Raw genomic sequence first — 20,841 nt, 5'->3', positions numbered from 1 at the left:
CTGATATGGCGGGCACCGGAGGTGCCCGACACGCTAAGACTCAGAGGAAGGAAGGGAAAGGTAAATCCGTTTCTGCCTCAAAGATATCCGGGAATCCACGCGGATGCTGATAAACGCGGCGATCGCGATCCTGCGGATAAACAAACTTCCCGCCCGGCTGCCAGATGAAGGGGACAAATCGGTACTGCAGGCGGTGGCGACGCATCTCGAACAGGGTCAGGATTTCATTGGTGTCGGCCAGCATATTGCACCAGATATCGTGATGGAACGGGATCATCACCCTGGTACGCAGCGCTTCCCCCATACGCAGAATATCAACGGCGGTCATTTTGTCGGTGATACCGACCGGGTTTTCACCAAATGACCCCAGGGCCACGTCGATGTCGTACTGTTTACCGTGCCAGGCATACATATTCGAGTAGTGCGAATCACCGGAGTGGTAGATATTACCGCCGGGCGTTTTCAGCAGATAATTGACGGAGCGCAGGTCCATATCGGGGATCGCGCTGTCGCTGTCCGCCAGCGGTTTTGGCGGATCGGTAATCAGGATAGTGCGGTCCGACGAGGCCAGCACCACAATCTCCATATCCTTGATTCTGATAACGTCTCCGGGTTTAACGACCCGGCAGCGTTCCGCCGGAACGCCCCACTGCATCCATAAATCAACGCAGGCCTGCGGCCCGATAAAAGGCACATCGTCAGACGCATTTTTTAATACGGCGGCGGCCACGTTAATATCAATATGGTCAGCGTGATAATGAGTCGCCAGCACCGCGTCTATCTGGCGGATAGAAAACGGATCCATCACCAGCGGCGTGCTGCGCAGATTCGGCTGGGCGATACGCGCCCCGCTCATTCTGGCCATCTGGTGGCCCGGTTTCATCGCCGGCAGATCCTTACGGCGCTTGCCGGTACCGCACCAGAAGTCGACGCTGATATTGGCCCCCGCCGGGGTTTTCACCCACAGCCCGACGCACCCCAGCCACCACATAGCGACCGACCCCGGCGCGACGTTCTCCGCCTCAATTTCATCATTCAGCCAGCATCCCCACTCCGGAAACGTATTCAGTACCCATGATTCACGCGTAATTTCATTCACCTGAGACATTTTTTTCTCCTTACAGGTCGCAGGACTGCGCTATGTTCTGAAAGGCGATAGCCGCATCCCGACAGCTGCTCGCCTTGAGAATGGCACCGCCGACAATGGCGATATTCGGATTCAGTTGTTGCCTGATAGCAGGCAAAGTATCGAGGCTAATCCCGCCCGCCAGGGCTATGGGTAAGCCGGTGGCTTCACGCACGTCCAGAAACTCACGGAAGGCGGCCTCCGGATCATCGCCACAGTCGGCATTCTTATGCACGCAAAGCAGCGTGGCTCCCAGCGTCTGTAGCGCCAGGGCGCGCTGAACCGGATCGACAACGGACTGCAAATCAAAGACCACTCTGGCCTGATTTTCACCGGCAATGGCCAGCACCTTTTTCACCGCCGTGTCGCTGGCCACCGCCAGCATGGAGTAGTATTCCGCCCCGCACCGGGCCATTAAGGTCGCCTCACGTTCCGGGCCATCAATGATTTTCATATCGAGAAACAGCGGCTTGCCCGGGCAGATAGCGCGGATCTCCTCGACAATGGCGATCCCACAGCGCTTCAGCAGGGAGGTCCCCACCTCAATAATGTCGACATAAGGCCCCGCCTCACGCACCACTTTCAGCGCCTGCTGGCGGTCAAGCAGGTCCAGCGCCAGTTGAATTTTCATCTCATTCTCCATCGTCGTTATGCCACCAGGCCAAACAGCGCCCCGATGAACTTCAGCAGATAAAGCAGCGGCAGCCAGACCAGGGTGAAGTCGATGTTGGAGAACATCAGCCCGGAGCCGTACAGGGAACCCATCAGCGGGTAGAGCAGAATAACGCCGCTATGGGCGAGCAGGCTGGTGATAAAGCCCGCGGCCAGCGCGCCTTTATAGCCACCATATTTGTTACCGAAGACCCCCATCGTGCAGCCGTCAAAGAACATGATGATCGGACTGGGAAAGACGATAATCGGGCACTGAAGCAGAATGGTTGCCCCCATCACCACCAGCGCACCAGCAACCGAAGCGATAAAACCCAGCATCGCTCCCGTCGGCGAGTAAGGGTAAAAAGCCGGGCAGTCGAGGGCGGGAACGGCATCGGGCAACAGGCGGTCGGAGATGCCTTTAAACGCCGGGACAATCGAACCAATAAACATCCTGACACCCACCAGCAGTACCACTACGCCTGCGGTGAAGGTCAGGCCCTGCATCAGCAGCCAGATCACCCAGTTCGTTTTACCGCTGAGTTCGCCAATCCCTTCTGCGCCAACGGCGAAGCCAATGCCCATAAAAATCAGCGGCATCAAAAAAGCGAGGGAGATCGTATTGTCGCGAAACAGGGACAGAAAGCCCGGCAGATGCAGGGATTCCGCATCCTGAGAAACGTTGCCGCAGACGCGGGCAATCTTACTGGCGACCCACGCCCCAACCTGCTGATGGTGGCCCAGAGTGAGATCGTCCCCGACAAAATGCTGCGCCAGTCCCCGCGTAATGGCCGGTGTCAGCGTCCAGTACAGAGCGCAAAGCACCGCTCCGGTCACAATCAGCGGCAGCCCGGAAAGCCCCAGCGCACCCGGCAGCGACAGCACCAGAAAGGTGGCGAGAAAAAGCTGGATGTGCACGGTCAGATAGACGTTTTTACAGCGTTTAAACGGGATCAGATAGACGAATAACAGATGCAGAACAAACCCCAGGATAAACGTCAGGGTGACATCGTTGGCCAGTTTGAGCATCGCAATGCCAAAAGCGGCCTCATTCGCCGGCAGGACGCCCTGGATCCCAAGCGTCGTATTCAGCTTGCCCATCACCGGTGCCAGCGAGGTTAGCAGAGTGCCTGAGCCGATAGTCAGCACCAGCAGACCGACGATGGTTTTCACCGTGCCATCCACCACTTCACTGGCTTTTTTGCGTTGCAGCATCAGGCCCAGCAGCGCAATACATCCCAGAAAAAGCGGTGCCTTATCCAGTATCTGGAAGATAATAAAATCGATAATGTCTTTCATATGCAACCGTCCTTGCGTGGCTGTTTACGGCACCAGGTGTTTGATGTACGCCTCCATACAGCTTTCAATCTCCACCTTGCGCACAAAGTTCGTCAGAACGACGGTTTTATCCTGGAGCTCCGCGGGCATATTGATCGCCAGCTCGCGCGTCGTCACATACAGATCCGCCGCAACGCTGCGCACGCTGCGCACGCTGCCCAGGTCACAGGTATCGACGGTGGCGGAAATGCCCATATTTTTCAGGACCTGCTCAATGTTCATTTTGGCGATAACGCTGGAACCCAGCCCCATGCCACAGACGCAAATGATGTGCATCCTGGTCTCCTTATTTCAGATGATTGATGGCGAGATAAAGGGTATTAACGTCGGTCGCGCTTTCTAACAGCGCGATGTTTTGCGGGTCGTCCAGGAACTGGACGAGCTGAGAGAGCATCTCAATGTGGTTGTGGTTATCGGTCGCACACAGGCCGAAGACGATATGAACGGGATCGTTCTCTTCGCTGCCAAAATTCACCGGCGTTGCCAGCGTGACCAGGCTAAGACCGGTCTTGATGACGCTGGCTGCCGGACGGGAGTGTGCAAGGGCCAGGCCCGGTGCCACGACAATGTAAGGTCCGAGGGTTTCAACCGCCTCGATCATCTCGCGGGTATAGTCCGGGGTCGTATAGCCACCTGCGACCAGCAGATCGCCTGCCGCACGGATCGCCTGACGCCAGTCCGCAGCCGCCGTTTTTAGCTGGATATTCTGGCCGGGAATAATTTCGTTCATCATTGCCACGCTCCTGTGAAAAATCTGCGGCAATGCTAGGGCGAAATTCCACCGGGGGAAAAAACAATTTAGGTTAAGGGGAGAGTCGACAAACTGGGCGCATGTCCGGGATCGGGATATATCCGGGAGAGGTGCATCACGGAAAAAGCCACCAGCGACGTTTTTTCGCGAGGTTAAGCGGAAGAACAGGGGGAAAGATAAGGTGTGGAAATTTGACCCGCTTCAAATCGGGCGCATAAAAAAGCCGCTGAATTCAGCGGCTTTTTTGGACGAAACGCTAATGCTTAGTCGCGAGGACCACGCATTGCACGTTTACGATCGTTCTCGGTCAGGTGACGTTTACGGATACGGACAGAGGTCGGGGTGACTTCTACCAGTTCGTCGTCATCAATGAACTCAAGAGCCTGTTCCAGGGACATTTTCTGAGGCGGAACCAGAGTGGTCGCTTCATCAGTACCTGACGCACGCATGTTGGTCAGTTTCTTACCGGTCAGGCAGTTAACGGTCAGGTCGTTAGAACGGCTGTGAATACCGATGATCTGGCCTTCATAGACTTCCGCACCGTGGCCCAGGAACAGCTTACCGCGGTCCTGCAGGCTGAACAGTGCAAACGCAACTGCTTTACCCTGGCCGTTGGAAATCAGCACGCCGTTCTGGCGCTGGCCGATTTCACCGGTACGCACGTCGTCGTAGTGGCTGAAAGTGGAGTACAGCAGACCGGTACCGGAAGTCATGGTCATGAACTCGGTACGGAAGCCGATCAGACCACGCGCCGGGATCAGGTAGTCCAGACGAATACGGCCTTTGCCGTCAGGGATCATGTCTTTGACATCGCCCTTACGCTCGCCCATCGCCTGCATCACGGAACCCTGATGCTGTTCTTCGATATCCAGGGTCACGTTCTCGAACGGCTCCTGCATACGACCGTCGATCATACGGTTGATAACTTTCGGACGGGAAACCGCCAGCTCAAAGCCTTCACGACGCATGTTTTCGATCAGTACGGACAGGTGCAGCTCACCACGACCGGATACGCGGAACGCGTCCGCATCTTCGGTTTCGTCAACGCGCAGCGCAACGTTATGCACCAGTTCTTTGTTCAGACGGTCAAGGATCTGACGTGAAGTCACGAACTTGCCTTCTTTACCACAGAACGGAGAGGTGTTGACGTTGAAGAACATGGTTACGGTCGGCTCATCAACGGACAGCGCCGGCAGCGCTTCAACATTTGCAGGATCGCAAATGGTGTCGGAGATGTTCAGCTCGCCCAGGCCGGTGATTGCGATGATGTCGCCCGCTTCAGCTTCAGCGGCTTCAATACGCTCCAGACCCAGGTGACCCAGCACTTTGCCCACTTTACCGTTGCGAGTTTTACCTTCGCTATCGATAACGGTGATCTGCTGGTTCGGCTTCACTTTACCGCGCTTGATACGACCAATGCCGATGACACCAACGTAGTTGTTGTAGTCGAGCTGAGAGATCTGCATCTGCAGCGGACCGTCAAGGTCAACGCTCGGCGCTTTAACGTGGTCAACAATCGCCTGGTACAGCGGGGTCATGTCTTCCGCCATATCGGTGTGGTCGTTGCCCGCGATACCCATCAGTGCGGATGCATAGATGATAGGGAAATCGAGCTGCTCGTCGGTCGCGTCGAGGTTAACGAACAGGTCGAAGACCTGGTCAACAACCCAGTCAGGACGCGCGCCAGGACGGTCAACTTTGTTAATTACAACAATTGGCTTCAGGCCATGGGCAAACGCTTTTTTGGTTACAAAGCGAGTCTGCGGCATTGGGCCATCCATTGCGTCAACAACCAGCAGGACGGAGTCTACCATGGACATTACACGTTCAACTTCACCACCGAAGTCGGCGTGACCCGGGGTATCAACGATGTTGATACGGTAGTCATTCCATTTGATAGCGGTGTTTTTAGCGAGGATGGTAATCCCACGCTCTTTCTCCAAATCGTTGGAGTCCATCACGCGTTCAGTAGCCTCAGCACGTTCGCTGAAGGTACCAGATTGTTGCAGCAGCTTGTCAACCAGGGTCGTTTTCCCATGGTCAACGTGCGCAATGATGGCGATGTTACGCAGATTTTCGATCACAACTTTGCCTCAGGCATTAGAAATAGCGCGTTATTGTACACGTATTAATCGAAGGACTAAACAGGATCACAAAGAACCTTTACAAACAATACCGAAAGTAAGGGTTTGTGATCGTTTTCACGGAGCGGTAAAAGGGCACCCAACGTAAATTGCACCAATACAGTGCTTGTTGTTCACTTAAAAGCACTACATTGGTGCAAGGTAACCATTGTGGTGCAGCCCTTTTGCACTATGACGTGCATGATAACGCCTTTTGGGGGGCATTTGAAAGTTGGCACAGATTTCGCTTAATCATTTTTATGGCAACAACGCCAGCTTAACGCTGAGTTTGAAGACCTCGTTACCACGACGACACTGACCAATCCGGGAGAGTTTAAGTATGTCCGCTGAACACGTTTTGACGATGCTGAATGAACATGAAGTGAAGTTTGTCGATCTGCGCTTCACCGATACCAAAGGCAAAGAGCAGCACGTCACAATCCCTGCTCACCAGGTGAACGCCGAATTCTTCGAAGAAGGCAAAATGTTTGACGGCTCCTCGATTGGTGGCTGGAAAGGTATCAACGAATCTGACATGGTTCTGATGCCGGACGCTTCTACCGCGCTGATTGACCCGTTCTACGAAGAATCTACCCTGATCATTCGTTGTGACATTCTTGAGCCAGGCACCCTGCAGGGCTACGACCGTGACCCGCGCTCCATCGCTAAACGCGCTGAAGAGTACCTGCGCTCTACCGGTCTGGCCGATACTGTTCTGTTCGGACCAGAGCCGGAGTTCTTCCTGTTCGACGACATCCGTTTCGGTGCATCTATCTCCGGTTCTCACGTGGCTATCGACGATATCGAAGGCGCATGGAACTCCTCCACCAAATATGAAGGCGGTAACAAAGGTCACCGTCCTGGCGTGAAAGGCGGCTACTTCCCGGTTCCTCCGGTCGATTCCTCTCAGGATATCCGTTCTACCATGTGTCTGATCATGGAAGAGATGGGTCTGGTTGTTGAAGCCCACCACCACGAAGTGGCGACCGCTGGCCAGAACGAAATCGCAACCCGCTTTAACACTATGACCAAAAAAGCGGACGAGATTCAGATCTACAAATATGTCGTGCACAACGTGGCTCACCGCTTCGGTAAGACCGCGACCTTTATGCCGAAGCCGATGTTTGGCGATAACGGCTCCGGTATGCACTGCCATATGTCCCTGTCCAAGAACGGCGTAAACCTGTTCTCTGGCGACAAATATGCCGGTCTGTCCGAGCAGGCGCTGTTCTACATCGGTGGCGTTATCAAGCACGCTAAAGCAATCAACGCCCTGGCAAACCCGACCACCAACTCCTACAAGCGTCTGGTCCCGGGTTACGAAGCGCCGGTAATGCTGGCCTACTCTGCCCGTAACCGCTCTGCGTCTATCCGTATTCCGGTGGTGGCTTCTCCGAAAGCGCGTCGTATCGAAGTACGCTTCCCGGACCCGGCTGCTAACCCGTACCTGTGCTTTGCTGCCCTGCTGATGGCCGGCCTTGACGGTATTAAGAACAAGATCCACCCGGGCGAAGCCATGGACAAAAACCTGTATGACCTGCCGCCGGAAGAAGCGAAAGAGATCCCACAGGTTGCTGGCTCTCTGGAAGAAGCCCTGAACGCGCTGAACGAAGACCGCGAGTTCCTGACCGCCGGTGGCGTATTCACCGATGACGCTATCGATGCCTACATCGCCCTGCGTATCGAAGAAAACGACCGTGTGCGCATGACGCCGCACCCGGTAGAGTTTGAACTCTATTACAGCGTTTAATTTCTACTGCATGTTGCGGAATAATCAGCCCATCTCCGGATGGGCTTTTTTCTCCACCAACAACCTGATCTATCGCGCTTTTTAACCATAAAAAGCTATACTGCACTAAATTGGTGCACCTCTTTTTTGGGAGACTGCTGGATGGCAACAGGCGTGCTGCCCGATGCTGGGCAGATCCTTAACTCACTGATTAACAGCATCCTGCTGGTTGATGACGACCTGGCAGTGCATTACGCGAACCCCGCCGCGCAGCAGCTGCTGGCGCAGAGTTCCCGTAAGCTTTTTGGTGCCCCGCTGCCGGAGCTGCTGAGCTACTTCTCGCTCAATATCGGCCTGATGAATGAGAGCCTGCTGGCGGGCCAGGGCTTTACCGATAATGAAGTCACCCTGGTGATCGACGGCCGCTCACATATTCTTTCCCTGACCGCGCAGCGTCTGCCGGACGGCCTGATCCTGCTGGAGATGTCGCCGATGGATAATCAGCGCCGCCTCAGTCAGGAGCAGCTACAGCATGCCCAGCAGGTCGCGGCACGCGATCTGGTCCGTGGCCTGGCACATGAGATTAAAAACCCGCTGGGTGGCCTGCGCGGCGCGGCACAGCTGCTGGCTAAAGCGCTGCCCGATCCGGCGCTGACCGAATACACCAAGGTGATTATCGAGCAGGCCGACCGTCTGCGGAATCTGGTGGACCGTCTGCTTGGGCCGCAGCAACCCGGTATGCACGTCACCCAGAGCATCCATAAGGTCGCAGAACGGGTGGTCAAGCTGGTGTCGATGGAGCTGCCGGATAACGTCACCCTGGTGCGCGATTACGATCCCAGCCTGCCGGAACTGCCGCACGATCCTGACCAGATAGAACAGGTTCTGCTGAATATCGTGCGCAATGCGCTGCAGGCGCTGGGAACGGAAGGCGGGGAGATTATCCTGCGCACCCGCACCGCGTTCCAGCTGACGCTGCACGGCACGCGCTACAGGCTGGCGGCGCGTATTGACGTAGAAGATAACGGGCCGGGTATCCCTTCTCATCTGCAGGACACGCTGTTCTACCCGATGGTGAGCGGACGTGAAGGGGGTACGGGTCTGGGGCTGTCCATTGCCCGCAACTTGATCGATCAACACTCCGGAAAAATTGAATTTACCAGCTGGCCGGGTCATACCGAATTCTCGGTTTATCTGCCCATCAGAAAATAGACACAGGGTCATTCCGGCGGCAGTGGCCGTCAGAAGATAAGTGTACACAGAGGTGTTTATGCAACGAGGGATAGTCTGGATCGTTGATGACGATAGCTCCATCCGTTGGGTGCTTGAACGCGCGCTCACCGGAGCGGGCCTGAATTGTACGACTTTTGAAAATGGTAATGAGGTGCTTGATGCGCTGACCACCAAAACCCCGGACGTTCTGCTGTCAGATATTCGCATGCCGGGAATGGACGGTCTGGCGCTGTTAAAGCAGATTAAGCAGCGCCATCCGATGCTTCCGGTCATCATAATGACCGCGCATTCGGATCTGGATGCCGCCGTCAGCGCTTATCAGCAGGGCGCGTTTGACTATCTGCCAAAGCCGTTCGATATCGACGAGGCCGTGGCGCTGGTTGAGCGTGCGATCAGCCATTATCAGGAGCAGCAGCAGCCGCGTAATGTGCAGGTGAACGGGCCAACCACCGATATTATCGGCGAAGCCCCGGCGATGCAGGATGTGTTCCGCATTATTGGTCGTCTGTCGCGCTCTTCCATCAGCGTGCTGATCAACGGCGAATCCGGCACCGGTAAAGAGCTGGTTGCCCATGCTCTGCACCGCCACAGCCCGCGCGTAAAAGCGCCGTTTATCGCGCTGAATATGGCCGCCATCCCCAAAGACCTGATCGAGTCCGAGCTGTTCGGTCACGAAAAAGGGGCGTTTACCGGTGCGAATACCATTCGCCAGGGGCGCTTTGAGCAGGCCGATGGCGGCACGCTGTTTCTGGATGAGATCGGCGATATGCCGCTGGATGTGCAGACTCGCCTGCTGCGCGTGCTGGCCGACGGCCAGTTCTATCGCGTCGGTGGCTATGCGCCGGTAAAGGTGGATGTGCGTATTATTGCCGCCACCCATCAGAATCTGGAGCTGCGCGTCCAGGAAGGGAAATTCCGTGAGGATCTCTTTCACCGTCTGAACGTGATCCGCGTGCATCTGCCGCCGCTGCGCGAGCGTCGGGAAGATATTCCGCGCCTGGCGCGTCACTTCCTGCAGGTAGCAGCCCGCGAGCTGGGCGTCGAAGCCAAACTGCTGCACCCTGAAACGGAAGCCGCATTAACCCGGCTGGCGTGGGCGGGTAACGTTCGCCAGCTGGAGAATACCTGTCGCTGGCTGACGGTGATGGCTGCTGGCCAGGAGGTGCTGATCCAGGATCTCCCCGCCGAGCTGTTTGAAACCACGATCCCGGATAGCCCGTCGCAGGCGTTACCGGATAGCTGGGCAACGCTGCTGGCGCAGTGGGCCGACAGAGCGCTGCGTTCCGGTCATCAAAACCTGCTTTCCGAAGCCCAGCCAGAGATGGAGCGCACCCTGTTAACCACCGCGCTGCGCCACACGCAGGGCCATAAACAGGAAGCGGCTCGCCTGCTGGGATGGGGGCGTAATACCCTGACCCGCAAGCTGAAAGAGCTGGGAATGGAGTAGCGCGCACGGAAATGTAAATATGCGCATTAGAGCGCAAATTGCTGCATTTTCGTACTTTACTGCGTCGAAGAGTCCAGTATGATCTGCCCGGCGAATGGGGGGAGTCATCATGCTGGAATCATTAATGAGCCTGTTGTCAGGCGGTGCGGAAGTGGGAATGGCGGCAAGCCAGTCTCCGCAAACGGCACTGGCTGCCGTACTGTGCGCGGCGCTGGTTGGGCTGTTTAGCTAAGACAAGGCCCTCTCATCGGAGAGGGCCTTGTGATATCAGATAACCCGTGAGAACTGCTGCATCCGCGCCTTCTGGCGCAGGTAAGCATCGAAGCACATACAGATATTACGGATCAGCAACCGGCCTTTTGCCGTGACCTGAATCGCCCGGTCAGTGACATCCACCAGCCCGTCTTTTGCCAGCGGCGCCAGCAGACGCAAATCCTCGGCAAAGTAATCCGCAAAGTTCAGATCCCACTGCCGCTCCACCTCCGCCATATCGAGGCGGAAGTTGCAGATCAGCGCTTTAATCACATCCCGACGAATGCAATCATCGTGGGTTAAGACAATCCCGCGCCACAGGGCGTTACCGGTGTCATCAACCTGCTGATAATAGTGCTTCAGCTCTTTCTGGTTCTGCGCATAGCAGTCGCCAAGCATACTGATTGCCGATACGCCCATCCCCAGCAGATCCGTATCACCCTGGGTGGTGTAACCCTGGAAATTACGGTGCAGAACGCCTTCACGCTGGGCAATCGCCAGCTCGTTATCCGGGCGGGCAAAGTGGTCCATGCCGATAAACTGGTAGCCGTTGTCGGTCAGGGAGGTGATGGTTTGCTGCAGGATATCCAGCTTGTGCTGGGCCGACGGCAGATCGGCATCTTTGATTTTACGCTGGGCTGCAAACAGCGTCGGCAGATGCGCATAGTTAAAGACGCTCAGCCGGTCCGGGTTCAGTTCCGCCACGCGCTCTAAGGTGAAAGCGAAGCTTTCCGGGGTCTGTTTTGGCAGGCCGTAGATCAGATCGATATTGGTCGAGGTGAAGCCGATATCCCGGGCGCGACGCAGTAATGCAAAGATAAAGTCTTCATCCTGCTCCCGGTTAACCAGGCGCTGAACCTCTTTATTGAAGTCCTGCACGCCCATGCTCAGCCGGTTAAAACCCTCGGCGCGCAGGTGATCGAGCACGTCGAGCTCGATTTCACGCGGGTCGACCTCGATGGAGATCTCCGCATCCGCCTCAAAGCTGAAGTGGCCGCGCAGCAGCGTCATCAGCCGGGTGATTTGCGCTTTATTGAGGTAGGTTGGCGTCCCGCCGCCCCAGTGCAGCTGGCTGACCCGACGTCCGCTAAACAGCGGCGCACGGTGCAGGATCTCCTGCTCCAGGGCATCGAGATACTGATCGGCCTTATGCTGCTGGCGGGTGACGATTTTATTGCAGCCGCAGAAGTAGCACAGCTTATGGCAAAACGGGATATGGACGTACAGGGATAGCGGACGCTCAGGGTAGCGCGCCACCGCCTGCTGAAATTCAGCATCGCCAAAATCTTCGGAAAATTCGAGGGCGGTAGGGTATGACGTATAGCGCGGCCCGGAATAATTATATTTTTGGATCAGGGCCAGATCCCAGTCGATTAACTGCTCAGACATGCTCACTCCTTCCGATGGTGTCGCAAACGACGGCGGCGTACCGGCCTGACCGCACCGCGGGTCAGAAGCCGGTTGCGCAGCAGCTTCTGACGCTGCGACAACCGCCGTAGTTTAACGAATAACCAGCCCAGATAACATATAACCGGAAGGGTTATAAGGAGTACGACCAGGCCGACAGGATGCAAACGTTAGTTTCCACCTTTCAGCAGGCGCATCATGTCTTCTTTACCTTCTTCCTCTTCCTCGTCATCTTCATCATCCCAGGAGAGGCCGAGCTGCTTCATCAGTTCATCAATACGATCCAGTTTGGCGTCAACCCAGGACTGCTCTTCCGCGCTCAGGGTTTCACCACCTTCCAGTCGTTCCAGCAGCGCGTCCAGGCGCTCGTCCGTTTCCAGCATATCCAGCTCTTCCTGCGGTGAAAGCATAGGTTTCTTCTCGCTCTTAGGTTTGGGTGCTTTTTTGGTCACCGGAACGTCGGTTACGCCCAGCGGAATGGGTTTCTTGCTGCCGGTACGCGGATCTTTGGTCGGCTTTTGCTGGCGGCTACCGGACGATTCTCCCGTGCCATTTGCACGGCTGCCCGCCGTGTTACCGCGGTGTTTTTTATCGTTTTTACGATCGCGAGCCTGCTGGTTCAGCTCTTCACGGCTTTTACGCTTGTCTTTTGCGGAGCTTTTGCCACGCGCTGGGGTCGTTGTTTTCATTATCGGGTCGTCATCTTCAGGCGTTGTTGTTCAGTATATACTCTAAATAATTCGAATTGCAGGTGGCTCAGCCTCTGAAACCTGAAGTATGACGAGTATGGATTTGCGGCGGAATCTAGCAGAAAGCAGAGAAAGAAAAAAGGCGACAGAGCAATCTGTCGCCTTTTTTCTGACTCGCTGCCCTTAACGGGCTCAACATTCCCTGTACGCTAATGACAACCCCTGTCTTCCTTTAGCCTGAACATTCCCTGTTCCTGTTCCCTGTCCTTTGTATAACGCCCTCCGGACGTTTGTCTTCCTGACAAATCCCGTGTCTTCGCCTTCCTGGCGCGCCTGACACTCATCCTGAGTCGTTATTCCATCGTCAGCATCCTGCCTGTGATGAGCACTTTACGCCGATACGCTACGCTAACAAGGTAGGGCAAATATCTGAAGATCGTCAAAATCACACATTTTGCCATTAACTGAATGATTTATATCAATTTCAGTTTTTTCGCCGCCTCTCTCTTTCCCGGATATCGCATAGCACTAATGGGCGATCTCTCACACAGGCCAGGGGATTTGCTTACACAGAAGGAGAGCCGAAAAAACAGTCTTTTTCTGCTGTTCAGGTATAATCGCCGCCAATTGCATGATTTAACGGAGACGACCGTTTTGACTAACTGGAACTACCAACTGACGCATTTTGTCACCAGTGCCCCGGATATTCGCCATTTACCGGCTGATACCGGCATTGAAGTGGCGTTTGCCGGCCGCTCCAACGCGGGGAAATCCAGCGCCCTGAATACGCTGACCAACCAGAAAGGTCTCGCACGCACCTCTAAAACGCCGGGCCGCACGCAGCTGATCAACCTGTTCCAGGTAGCTGACGGGAAGACTCTGGTGGATTTACCCGGCTACGGCTATGCCGAAGTTCCGGAAGAGATTAAGCGCAAATGGCAGAAAGCGCTGGCTGAATATCTGGAAAAACGCCAGTGTCTTCAGGGTCTGGTGGTGCTGATGGATATCCGCCATCCGCTGAAAGATCTCGATAAGCAGATGATCCTGTGGGCGGTTGAGAGCAATATTCAGGTACTGGTGCTGCTGACCAAGGCTGACAAACTGGCCAGCGGTGCGCGCAAAGCACAGCTGAATATGGTCCGCGAAGCGGTACTGGAATTTAACGGTGACGTTCAGGTAGAAGCTTTCTCATCGCTGAAAAAACTGGGCGTGGATAAGCTGCGACAGAAGCTGGACAGCTGGTTTAACGACCTACCGCCGGTCGAGGCTGAGGCCGAAGAGGAATAAAACAGCGCGCGATATGATTCGCGCGTTTTTTTTGTTTCGCGCAATAAAAAACGCCCCAGCCATAAATGACTGGGGCGGCTAAAATATTCAGCCAAATCCGATTACGTGAAGTAAAAGGTCTGAAAGATAGAACATCTTACCTCTGTACCCTACGCGAATAACTCTACTCTTTTTCTGGTCAGTAACAAAGCACTTTTTGTAATTTCTTTTCATAATTTACAGAAAAATTTTTAACGATCATCACAAAAATTCCGCTTTTGCGTTGCTTACTTACGAAAAAGAGCCTTATGCATTGGACACTTAGTGCGCGAGATCCCAGTTTTCGCCACTGCCCACTTCCACCAGCAACGGCACGTCCAGCTGAGTACAATTTTCCATCAATTGATGGATCTGCTTCGTGACAGCCTCGACGTCGTCCTTGTGCACTTCGAACACCAGTTCATCGTGCACCTGCATGATCATCTTCACCCGCGGTTTATCCTTCAGGAGCCAGGCATCCACGGCGATCATGGCGCGCTTAATAATATCCGCCGCCGTTCCCTGCATCGGGGCGTTAATCGCCGCACGCTCGGCACCGGCGCGGCGCGCACCGTTGCTGGACGTGATATCCGGCAGATAGAGGCGGCGGCCTTCCAGCGTTTCCACATAGCCGAGCTCTTTCGCCTGCTCGCGCGTGCGTTCCATATATTCGCGCACGCCAGGATAGCGTTCGAAGTAGAGATCCATATATTTCTGCGACTCTTTGCGTGAAATGCCGAGTCTTTTTGCAAGACCAAAGGCACTCATACCGTAGATCAAACCAAAGTTAATAGCTTTTGCACTACGGCGCTGCTCATTAGTGACGCTCTCCAGCGGCAAACCGAAAACTTCCGCGGCCGTTGCCCGGTGAATATCTTGCCCTTCAGCAAAAGCGGTAAGCAGCCCTTTATCTCGCGACAGATGCGCCATAATACGCAGTTCAATTTGCGAGTAATCAGCAGAGACAATCACATAATCATCAGGTGCGATAAACGCCTGACGAATGCGACGACCTTCTTCGCTACGTACAGGGATATTTTGCAAATTAGGATCAGTTGAAGAAAAGCGCCCTGTCGCGGCACCCGCCTGGTGATAGGAAGTATGCACCCGCCCGGTTTTCGGGTTGATCATCAAAGGTAATTTGTCGGTATAGGTCGATTTCAGCTTCGCCAGCCCACGGTACTCAAGGATCACTTTCGGCAGAGGATAATCCAACGCCAGCTCTTTCAACACCTCTTCAGACGTGGAAGGTGCACCACCAGAGGTTTTCTTCAGCGGCTTAATGCCCTGCTTTTCAAACAGGATCGTCTGTAGCTGCTTCGGTGAAGAGAGGTTGAACGGCTCACCGGCAATCTCATGCGCTTTTTGCTCAAGCTCGATCAGCCGTGTGGCAAGCTCGGCAGAGTGACGGTGCAGCACATCCGGGTCAATCTTCACACCGTTACGCTCAGTACGGGAGAGCACTGGCACCAGTGGCATTTCAATATTGCTAAATATATTTAGCGGACCGGCATTTTTTTGCAGCTCCGGCCACATCTTCAGATGCAGCTGTAGCGTTACGTCGGCGTCTTCCGCCGCGTACGGCCCGGCCTGTTCCAGCGCAATCTGGTTAAAGGTCAGCTGATTTTTACCTTTACCCGCAATCTCTTCGAAAGTGATGGTTTTATGGTTCAGCCAGCGCATTGCAAGGCTGTCCATATCGAATTTCTTATTAAGCTCGCTCTCCAGAGCAAAGGACTCCAGCATGGTATCGAACGCTATGCCGCGCAGCTCAATATCGTAATTGGCCAGAATACCGCGGTCATACTTCAGGTTTTGCCCCACCTTCAGCTGTTTGTCATCCTCAAGCAGAGGTTTCAACAGCTCAAGCGCCCGCTCAAGGGCGATCTGATCCGGCGCATCGAGGTAGTCATGCGCCACCGGCACGTAAGCAGCCAGGCCAGGTTCAACGGCAAAGGAGAGCCCTACAAGCCTTGCGGAGACATTTTCCAGACTGTCGGTTTCGGTATCAAACGCAAAGATCGGCGCATTTTTCAGTTTCTCAATCCAGTCGACAAGCGTCGGTTCATCGAGAATAGTGACGTAGTTTTCTGCGGACAGCGTCGCGGCAGGCACATCATCCTCAGCAGCAACCACAATCGTTTCCTGCGGCTTAGCCGCCGGTTTGCTGCCTTTCGCCTGCAGCCACTTACCGGCTTCGACATCGGTAACCCAGCGTTTGAATTCGTATTTTTTAAACAGCGCCAGCAGATCGTCGGCCAGCGGCTGACGAACTTCAAGCTGCTCACAGCTCAGCTCCAGCTCAACGTCCGTTTTAATGGTCGCCAGTTTATAGGAGAGATACGCCAGCTCTTTATTCTGTTCGAGTTTCGCCGCCATGGTTTTCGCCCCACGGAAGCTCAGCGCAGCAATTTTATCCGGCTCGCCATACAGCGTGTCCAGACCACCCAGCCCCTGCAGCAGCGCCTGGGCCGTTTTCTCCCCCACGCCCGGAACACCCGGAATGTTATCCGAGGAGTCGCCCATCAGCGCCAGGAAATCGATAATCAACTCCGGCGGCACGCCGTATTTCGTCACCACCTCTTCAGGCCCAAGGATGGTATTCGTCATGGTATTGATCAGGGTGATGCCCGGCGTGACCAGCTGGGCCATATCTTTATCTCCGGTACTGATCAGCACCGGACGACCAAAACCTTCGGCTTCACGCGCCAGGGTGCCGATCACATCGTCAGCCTCGACGCCGGATACGGCCATCAGCGGCAGACCCATCGCCCTGACCATGTCGTGCAGCGGTTCAATCTGCGCCCGCAGATCGTCCGGCATCGGCGGACGGTGGGATTTGTAATCCTCAAACAGTTCATCACGGAAGGTCTTACCCTTAGCGTCGAACACAACCACCGCATGGCTTGGCTGATACTGCAGGAGCAGGCTGCGCAGCATATTGAGCACGCCATACATCGCTCCGGTGGGTTCACCCGCGCTGTTGGTCAGGGGCGGAAACGCGTGATAGGCCCGGTAAAGGTATGACGAGCCATCAACAAGGATAAGGGGGTTTTCGGGGATCTGAACCATAATGTCCGTGCCTGTTTATCAATTTATGGGTAAAGGATGCCACAGACAGGATAAAAACATGAGTTTTTCACCCCATTTGGCGCAAAAGATTTGCAGATCGTCGGGATCGCTCGAGGATCGGAGTTGTGGATAACTTTGTGCATATTTTTATAAGCAAAGCTAAATAGTTCTATTGACAGAAAGGAAATAAACAAATACTCTTTTATTTTCAATGCATTACAAATATAGTCAGTCCTTATGTGATATATTGATGACTATTTACTCCATGTGGATATAAGTCCCGGATTTTTTCCATTCCGGGAAGATTCGTCATTTGCCGTTATTTACGATATATCAGCGCCCTGCGCCGCGATATTACCGGTTATTCACGGCTAACTCGTTGAACGGATGAAAAAAAAGCCCGGCGGGAGCCAGGCTTTCATACAACAACACCGGTCATTGACCGGCTGTCATTTATTTCTTCTCAACCAGGTATTTCACGGTATTTGCATATTCCTGCAGGAAAATATCCATGCTGCTGGTATCCATGCCCTGCATGTTCAGCTGGTACTTGCCGTTAACAAACATTGCCGGAACGCCTTTCAGCTGCAGATCGGCAGCCGCTTTTTCCTGCTGAGCAACCAGGGATTTCACCACAAAGCTGTTCCAGGCCGCGTCATACTCTTCACCCTTCACACCCGCATCAACAAAGACTTTGCGGATATCAGCGGCGTTCTGCACGGTCTGAGTTTTCTGGACGGCTTCAAACATCGGCGAGGTGATTTTATCTTCAACGCCCAGCGCCATTGCCACAGCCCAGGCCTGGGTGATTTCTTTACCCAAAGGTCCCAGGAACTCAACGTGGTATTTGGTCATTTTGGTGCCTTCCGGCAGCTTTTTCTTCACCGCATCAGAAACATGCAGAACCTGCTCGAACTGATAGCAGTGCGGGCAGTAGAAGGAGAAGAACTCCAGAACCTGCGGCTCACCGGCTACCGGCTGCGGGAGGGTTACAAACTGTTTGCCGTCGGTAAACTGCGCTGCCGATGCGCTAAATGCCAGAATCATACCGGCCAGCGCCAGCCAAATCTTTTTCATGGTTCACTCTCTCCTGGAAATGTCAGATTAATACATGGGCGTTAATTGCAGGGGCGGTTCCTGAAGAACCTTCGCCTGCTCTAAAAATGTGGTGGTCTGTCTCAGCCAGTAATCTTCCCCGGTAAGCCACGGGAAGTTTTTGGGGAACGCGGGATCATCCCAGCGCCGCAGTAGCCATGCAAGATAGTAAACCATTCGCATCGCTCTCAGCGGCTCGATAAGTCCGATTTCGTCCGTGTTGAACTCGCTAAACTCTTCATAGGCTTCAATAATTGTCTCAAGCTGCATACGCCGCTCGGCGTTATCGCCATTGAGCAGCATCCACAGATCCTGGATCGCCGGACCGCTTCTGGCATCATCGAGATCGACAAACAGCGGACCATCGCGCCACAGAATATTACCGGCATGGCAGTCGCCGTGCAGACGGAGCGTATTGAAACGGCCGTGCCACTGGCCCATTACCGCCTCAATTAACGTATCTGTCGCCTTCAGAAAAGCGGCTTTAAGCCCGGCGGGGATCAGCGTTGAGCTTTCAAAGACCTGTCGGGGCTCAATCAGATACTCTTTCACTCCCATTTCAGGACGGGCAATAAAGCGTTTTTTACTGCCGGTCTGGTGGATACGTCCCAGGTAGCGACCCACCCACTCCATCTGATCGATATTGTCAGACTCAAACTGACGGCCACCGAGGCTCGGGAAAATGGCGTAATAAAAACCCTGATGGGTTAACAGGGTTTGCTGCCCGAAGGCGAGGGGTGCGGCTACGGGGACCTCATCAGCCAGCAGCTCCAGCGCAAACTGGTGCTCTTCCTGAATCTGTTCCGCCGTCCAGCGTTGAGGACGATAGAACTTCACCACAAAACGGCGACGATCTTCATCCTGGAACTGATAAACGCGGTTCTCATAGCTGTTTAACGGCGTGAGTCCGGAATCCACCCGAATTCCCTGCGCGAACAGCGCATCCATGATGGTATCCGGGTGTAATGTCTGGAAAGTAAAGGCGTTGTCGTTCATCCCATCATCCGGAAATCTTTACGAATGACAAAGAATATCATTTTGCAGCGCCAGCGGTTGCGCCGCTTACAAGGTTTTACTCTTTAATTACGCCGCGGGCGCGCAGCAGGGCGGTTTTAAAATCTTCTTCATAGTCTTTCTGAATACCGGGGATCACCGCGTCTTTCGTTGAATCACGCATTTTAAGGTGGTAGATCAGAATATCGTCAGAAAGATCGGCAAGTTCGCCGTCATAACCTGACTCCTGCGCCAGTTTTTGCAAAAATTGCACCAGATTCAGCTCGGGTTCTTTCTGCCAGGCTGGCTGGAGGAGTTCAATAACTTCGTTCAGACGTTTACATTTCATGGTGATGCTCCTTACGCGTAAGAAAGACACGTTAACAGGGACAATCCCACAAGAAAAGAGGCGATATTGGTGAATGATGCGGACAAGGTAACGGGCGTTGTGCTGGCCGGAGGAAAAGCCACGCGCATGGGCGGCAACGATAAGGGTTTGTTAGTCCTCAACGGTAAGCCGCTATGGCAGCACGTGGCCGATATCCTGGCGCCGCAGGTGGCGCAGATGGCGATCAGCGCGAACCGGAACCTCGATATCTATAAGGCCAGCGGTTTGACGGTGGTCCGCGATACGCTGACGGATTATCCCGGTCCGCTGGCGGGGATGCTGTCGGCAATGCAGCAGATCGACTCGCCGTGGTTCCTGTTTTCCCCATGTGATACGCCGCATATACCGGATACGCTGCTGGCGCGTTTGCAGCAGCAGCGAGATCGGGCTCCGGTGGTCTGGGTACAGGACGGTGAGCGCGATCATCCGACGATTGCGTTGGTTCATCGCCGGGTTTTGCCCGCGATGCAGGCTTATCTCGCCAGCGGCGAGCGTAGGGTAATGGTGTTTATGCGCCAGACAGGTGGCCATGCGGTGGACTGCAGCGATATAAAATCAGCTTTTAGCAACGTAAATACCCCGGACGATCTCGACCGGTGGCAGGAGACGCGATGATTCCGGTTCTGGCTATTGCCGCGTGGAGCGGTACAGGAAAGACGACGCTGCTTAAAAAGCTTATTCCGCTTCTTTGCGAGAAAGGTATCCGGCCAGGCTTAATCAAACATACGCATCACAATATGGATGTCGATAAGCCAGGAAAAGACAGCTACGAGCTGCGTAAAGCCGGTGCAGCCCAGACGATTGTTGCCAGCGCGCAGCGCTGGGCGCTGATGACCGAAACGCCGGACGAACCTGAGATCGATTTAGCGTATCTGGTCAGCCGGATGGATGCTTCAACGCTGGATCTGGTCCTGGTTGAAGGCTTCAAGCACGAGCCGGTCGCAAAGATCCTGCTGTTCCGTGAAGGCTGCGGGCATAGCAGGGATGAACTTGTCGTAGATGAATATACGATCGCGATTGCCAGTGACGTGCCGCTTGAAGTAGATGTTCCGGTATTAAATTTGAACGATCCGGAAGGCATTGTGGGGTTTATTCAGGTATGGATGATGGAGAAACGTGCATTCTGATGCACTTTTCTCGCAAGCAGAAACGCAAAAAGGCCATCCTTTCGGATGGCCTTCTGCTTTATTTGATGCCTGGCAGTTCCCTACTCTCGCATGGGGAGACCCCACACTACCATCG

At 54.5% G+C, this 20,841-nt stretch carries 19 protein-coding genes; 7 read left to right on the top strand and 12 right to left on the bottom strand.

Translation table 11 applies throughout. From position 1 onward, the window contains the following. Positions 1 to 40: 40 nt before the first annotated feature. The 6 genes from ulaG to typA all read right to left on the bottom strand — a co-directional run bounded on the left by ulaG (position 41) and on the right by typA (position 5,950). The gene (ulaG, locus tag EDF81_RS22395; RefSeq protein WP_123350381.1) at positions 41 to 1,108 is read right to left on the bottom strand and encodes an L-ascorbate 6-phosphate lactonase; all 1,068 of its coding nucleotides are present in this window, start codon (positions 1,106 to 1,108) and stop codon (positions 41 to 43) included. Between the two features lie 10 nt (positions 1,109 to 1,118). Beyond that, on the bottom strand, positions 1,119 to 1,757 hold the full coding sequence (locus tag EDF81_RS22390; RefSeq protein ID WP_184999579.1) for an orotidine 5'-phosphate decarboxylase / HUMPS family protein: 639 nt from the start codon (positions 1,755 to 1,757) through the stop codon (positions 1,119 to 1,121). A 17-nt stretch (positions 1,758 to 1,774) separates the two neighbouring features. Further along, positions 1,775 to 3,076 carry a PTS ascorbate transporter subunit IIC gene (locus tag EDF81_RS22385; protein WP_123350379.1) on the bottom strand — a complete coding sequence of 434 codons (1,302 nt, stop codon included), beginning with the start codon at positions 3,074 to 3,076 and terminating at the stop codon, positions 1,775 to 1,777. A 24-nt stretch (positions 3,077 to 3,100) separates the two neighbouring features. Beyond that, positions 3,101 to 3,391, bottom strand: coding sequence for a PTS sugar transporter subunit IIB (locus tag EDF81_RS22380; RefSeq protein ID WP_123350378.1), 291 nt, complete (start codon positions 3,389 to 3,391; stop codon positions 3,101 to 3,103). Positions 3,392 to 3,401: 10 nt separating this feature from the next. Then, positions 3,402 to 3,848, bottom strand: a complete 447-nt coding sequence (locus EDF81_RS22375) for a PTS sugar transporter subunit IIA (protein WP_123350377.1) — start codon at positions 3,846 to 3,848, stop codon at positions 3,402 to 3,404. A 281-nt stretch (positions 3,849 to 4,129) separates the two neighbouring features. Further along, a complete protein-coding gene (gene typA, locus EDF81_RS22370) occupies positions 4,130 to 5,950 on the bottom strand; it encodes a ribosome-dependent GTPase TypA (protein ID WP_123350376.1) in 1,821 nt (606 codons plus the stop codon). 379 nt (positions 5,951 to 6,329) lie between these two features. Between typA and glnA the strand changes: the two genes are divergently transcribed. The 4 genes from glnA (at position 6,330) to EDF81_RS23975 (ending at position 10,630) form a co-directional block, all read left to right on the top strand. Next, entirely contained in the window at positions 6,330 to 7,739 is a 1,410-nt protein-coding gene (glnA, locus tag EDF81_RS22365) for a glutamate--ammonia ligase (protein ID WP_123350375.1), read from the top strand. Positions 7,740 to 7,880: 141 nt separating this feature from the next. Further along, positions 7,881 to 8,930 (top strand): nitrogen regulation protein NR(II), encoded by a 1,050-nt coding sequence (gene glnL, locus EDF81_RS22360; RefSeq protein ID WP_123350374.1) that lies wholly within the window; start codon positions 7,881 to 7,883, stop codon positions 8,928 to 8,930. A gap of 58 nt (positions 8,931 to 8,988) precedes the next feature. Further along, the gene (glnG, locus tag EDF81_RS22355; RefSeq protein WP_123350373.1) at positions 8,989 to 10,398 is read left to right on the top strand and encodes a nitrogen regulation protein NR(I); all 1,410 of its coding nucleotides are present in this window, start codon (positions 8,989 to 8,991) and stop codon (positions 10,396 to 10,398) included. Between the two features lie 109 nt (positions 10,399 to 10,507). Continuing rightward, positions 10,508 to 10,630 carry a YshB family small membrane protein gene (locus EDF81_RS23975; protein WP_148049952.1) on the top strand — a complete coding sequence of 41 codons (123 nt, stop codon included), beginning with the start codon at positions 10,508 to 10,510 and terminating at the stop codon, positions 10,628 to 10,630. A gap of 35 nt (positions 10,631 to 10,665) precedes the next feature. Here EDF81_RS23975 and hemN read toward each other — a convergent pair whose 3' ends face one another. Further along, a complete protein-coding gene (gene hemN, locus EDF81_RS22350; RefSeq protein ID WP_123350372.1) occupies positions 10,666 to 12,039 on the bottom strand; it encodes an oxygen-independent coproporphyrinogen III oxidase in 1,374 nt (457 codons plus the stop codon). Between the two features lie 188 nt (positions 12,040 to 12,227). Further along, entirely contained in the window at positions 12,228 to 12,746 is a 519-nt protein-coding gene (yihI, locus tag EDF81_RS22340) for a Der GTPase-activating protein YihI (RefSeq protein ID WP_123350370.1), read from the bottom strand. Positions 12,747 to 13,400: 654 nt separating this feature from the next. On the opposite strand from yihI, the gene yihA reads away from it, so the two are divergent. After that, a complete protein-coding gene (gene yihA / locus EDF81_RS22335; protein WP_123350369.1) occupies positions 13,401 to 14,033 on the top strand; it encodes a ribosome biogenesis GTP-binding protein YihA/YsxC in 633 nt (210 codons plus the stop codon). A 300-nt stretch (positions 14,034 to 14,333) separates the two neighbouring features. Here the strand turns inward: yihA and polA are convergent, their stop codons facing one another. From polA to EDF81_RS22310, 4 genes are all read right to left on the bottom strand, one after another. After that, a complete protein-coding gene (gene polA / locus EDF81_RS22325) occupies positions 14,334 to 17,123 on the bottom strand; it encodes a DNA polymerase I (protein ID WP_123350367.1) in 2,790 nt (929 codons plus the stop codon). A 453-nt stretch (positions 17,124 to 17,576) separates the two neighbouring features. Beyond that, positions 17,577 to 18,200: a thiol:disulfide interchange protein DsbA gene (gene dsbA / locus EDF81_RS22320; RefSeq protein WP_123350366.1), complete on the bottom strand. Its 624-nt coding sequence runs from the start codon at positions 18,198 to 18,200 to the stop codon at positions 17,577 to 17,579. A gap of 27 nt (positions 18,201 to 18,227) precedes the next feature. Then, a complete protein-coding gene (locus tag EDF81_RS22315; RefSeq protein WP_123350365.1) occupies positions 18,228 to 19,214 on the bottom strand; it encodes a serine/threonine protein kinase in 987 nt (328 codons plus the stop codon). 76 nt (positions 19,215 to 19,290) lie between these two features. Further along, a complete protein-coding gene (locus tag EDF81_RS22310) occupies positions 19,291 to 19,560 on the bottom strand; it encodes a YihD family protein (RefSeq protein ID WP_123350364.1) in 270 nt (89 codons plus the stop codon). A gap of 69 nt (positions 19,561 to 19,629) precedes the next feature. Here EDF81_RS22310 and mobA point away from each other — a divergent pair, with 69 nt between their 5' ends. Both mobA and mobB read left to right on the top strand, forming a co-directional pair. Beyond that, positions 19,630 to 20,214 (top strand): molybdenum cofactor guanylyltransferase MobA, encoded by a 585-nt coding sequence (gene mobA, locus EDF81_RS22305; RefSeq protein ID WP_123350363.1) that lies wholly within the window; start codon positions 19,630 to 19,632, stop codon positions 20,212 to 20,214. Then, positions 20,211 to 20,726, top strand: coding sequence for a molybdopterin-guanine dinucleotide biosynthesis protein MobB (gene mobB / locus EDF81_RS22300; protein ID WP_123350362.1), 516 nt, complete (start codon positions 20,211 to 20,213; stop codon positions 20,724 to 20,726). Before mobA ends, mobB begins: the two co-directional genes overlap by 4 nt. The last annotated feature ends 115 nt before the right edge of the window (positions 20,727 to 20,841 follow it).

Origin of the sequence: Enterobacter sp. BIGb0383, assembly GCF_003751845.1 — a bacterium.
Taxonomy (GTDB): domain Bacteria; phylum Pseudomonadota; class Gammaproteobacteria; order Enterobacterales; family Enterobacteriaceae; genus BIGb0383.
The sequence above is the reverse complement of the archived record's forward strand: the minus strand, read 5'-3'. Positions and strand labels throughout refer to the sequence as shown.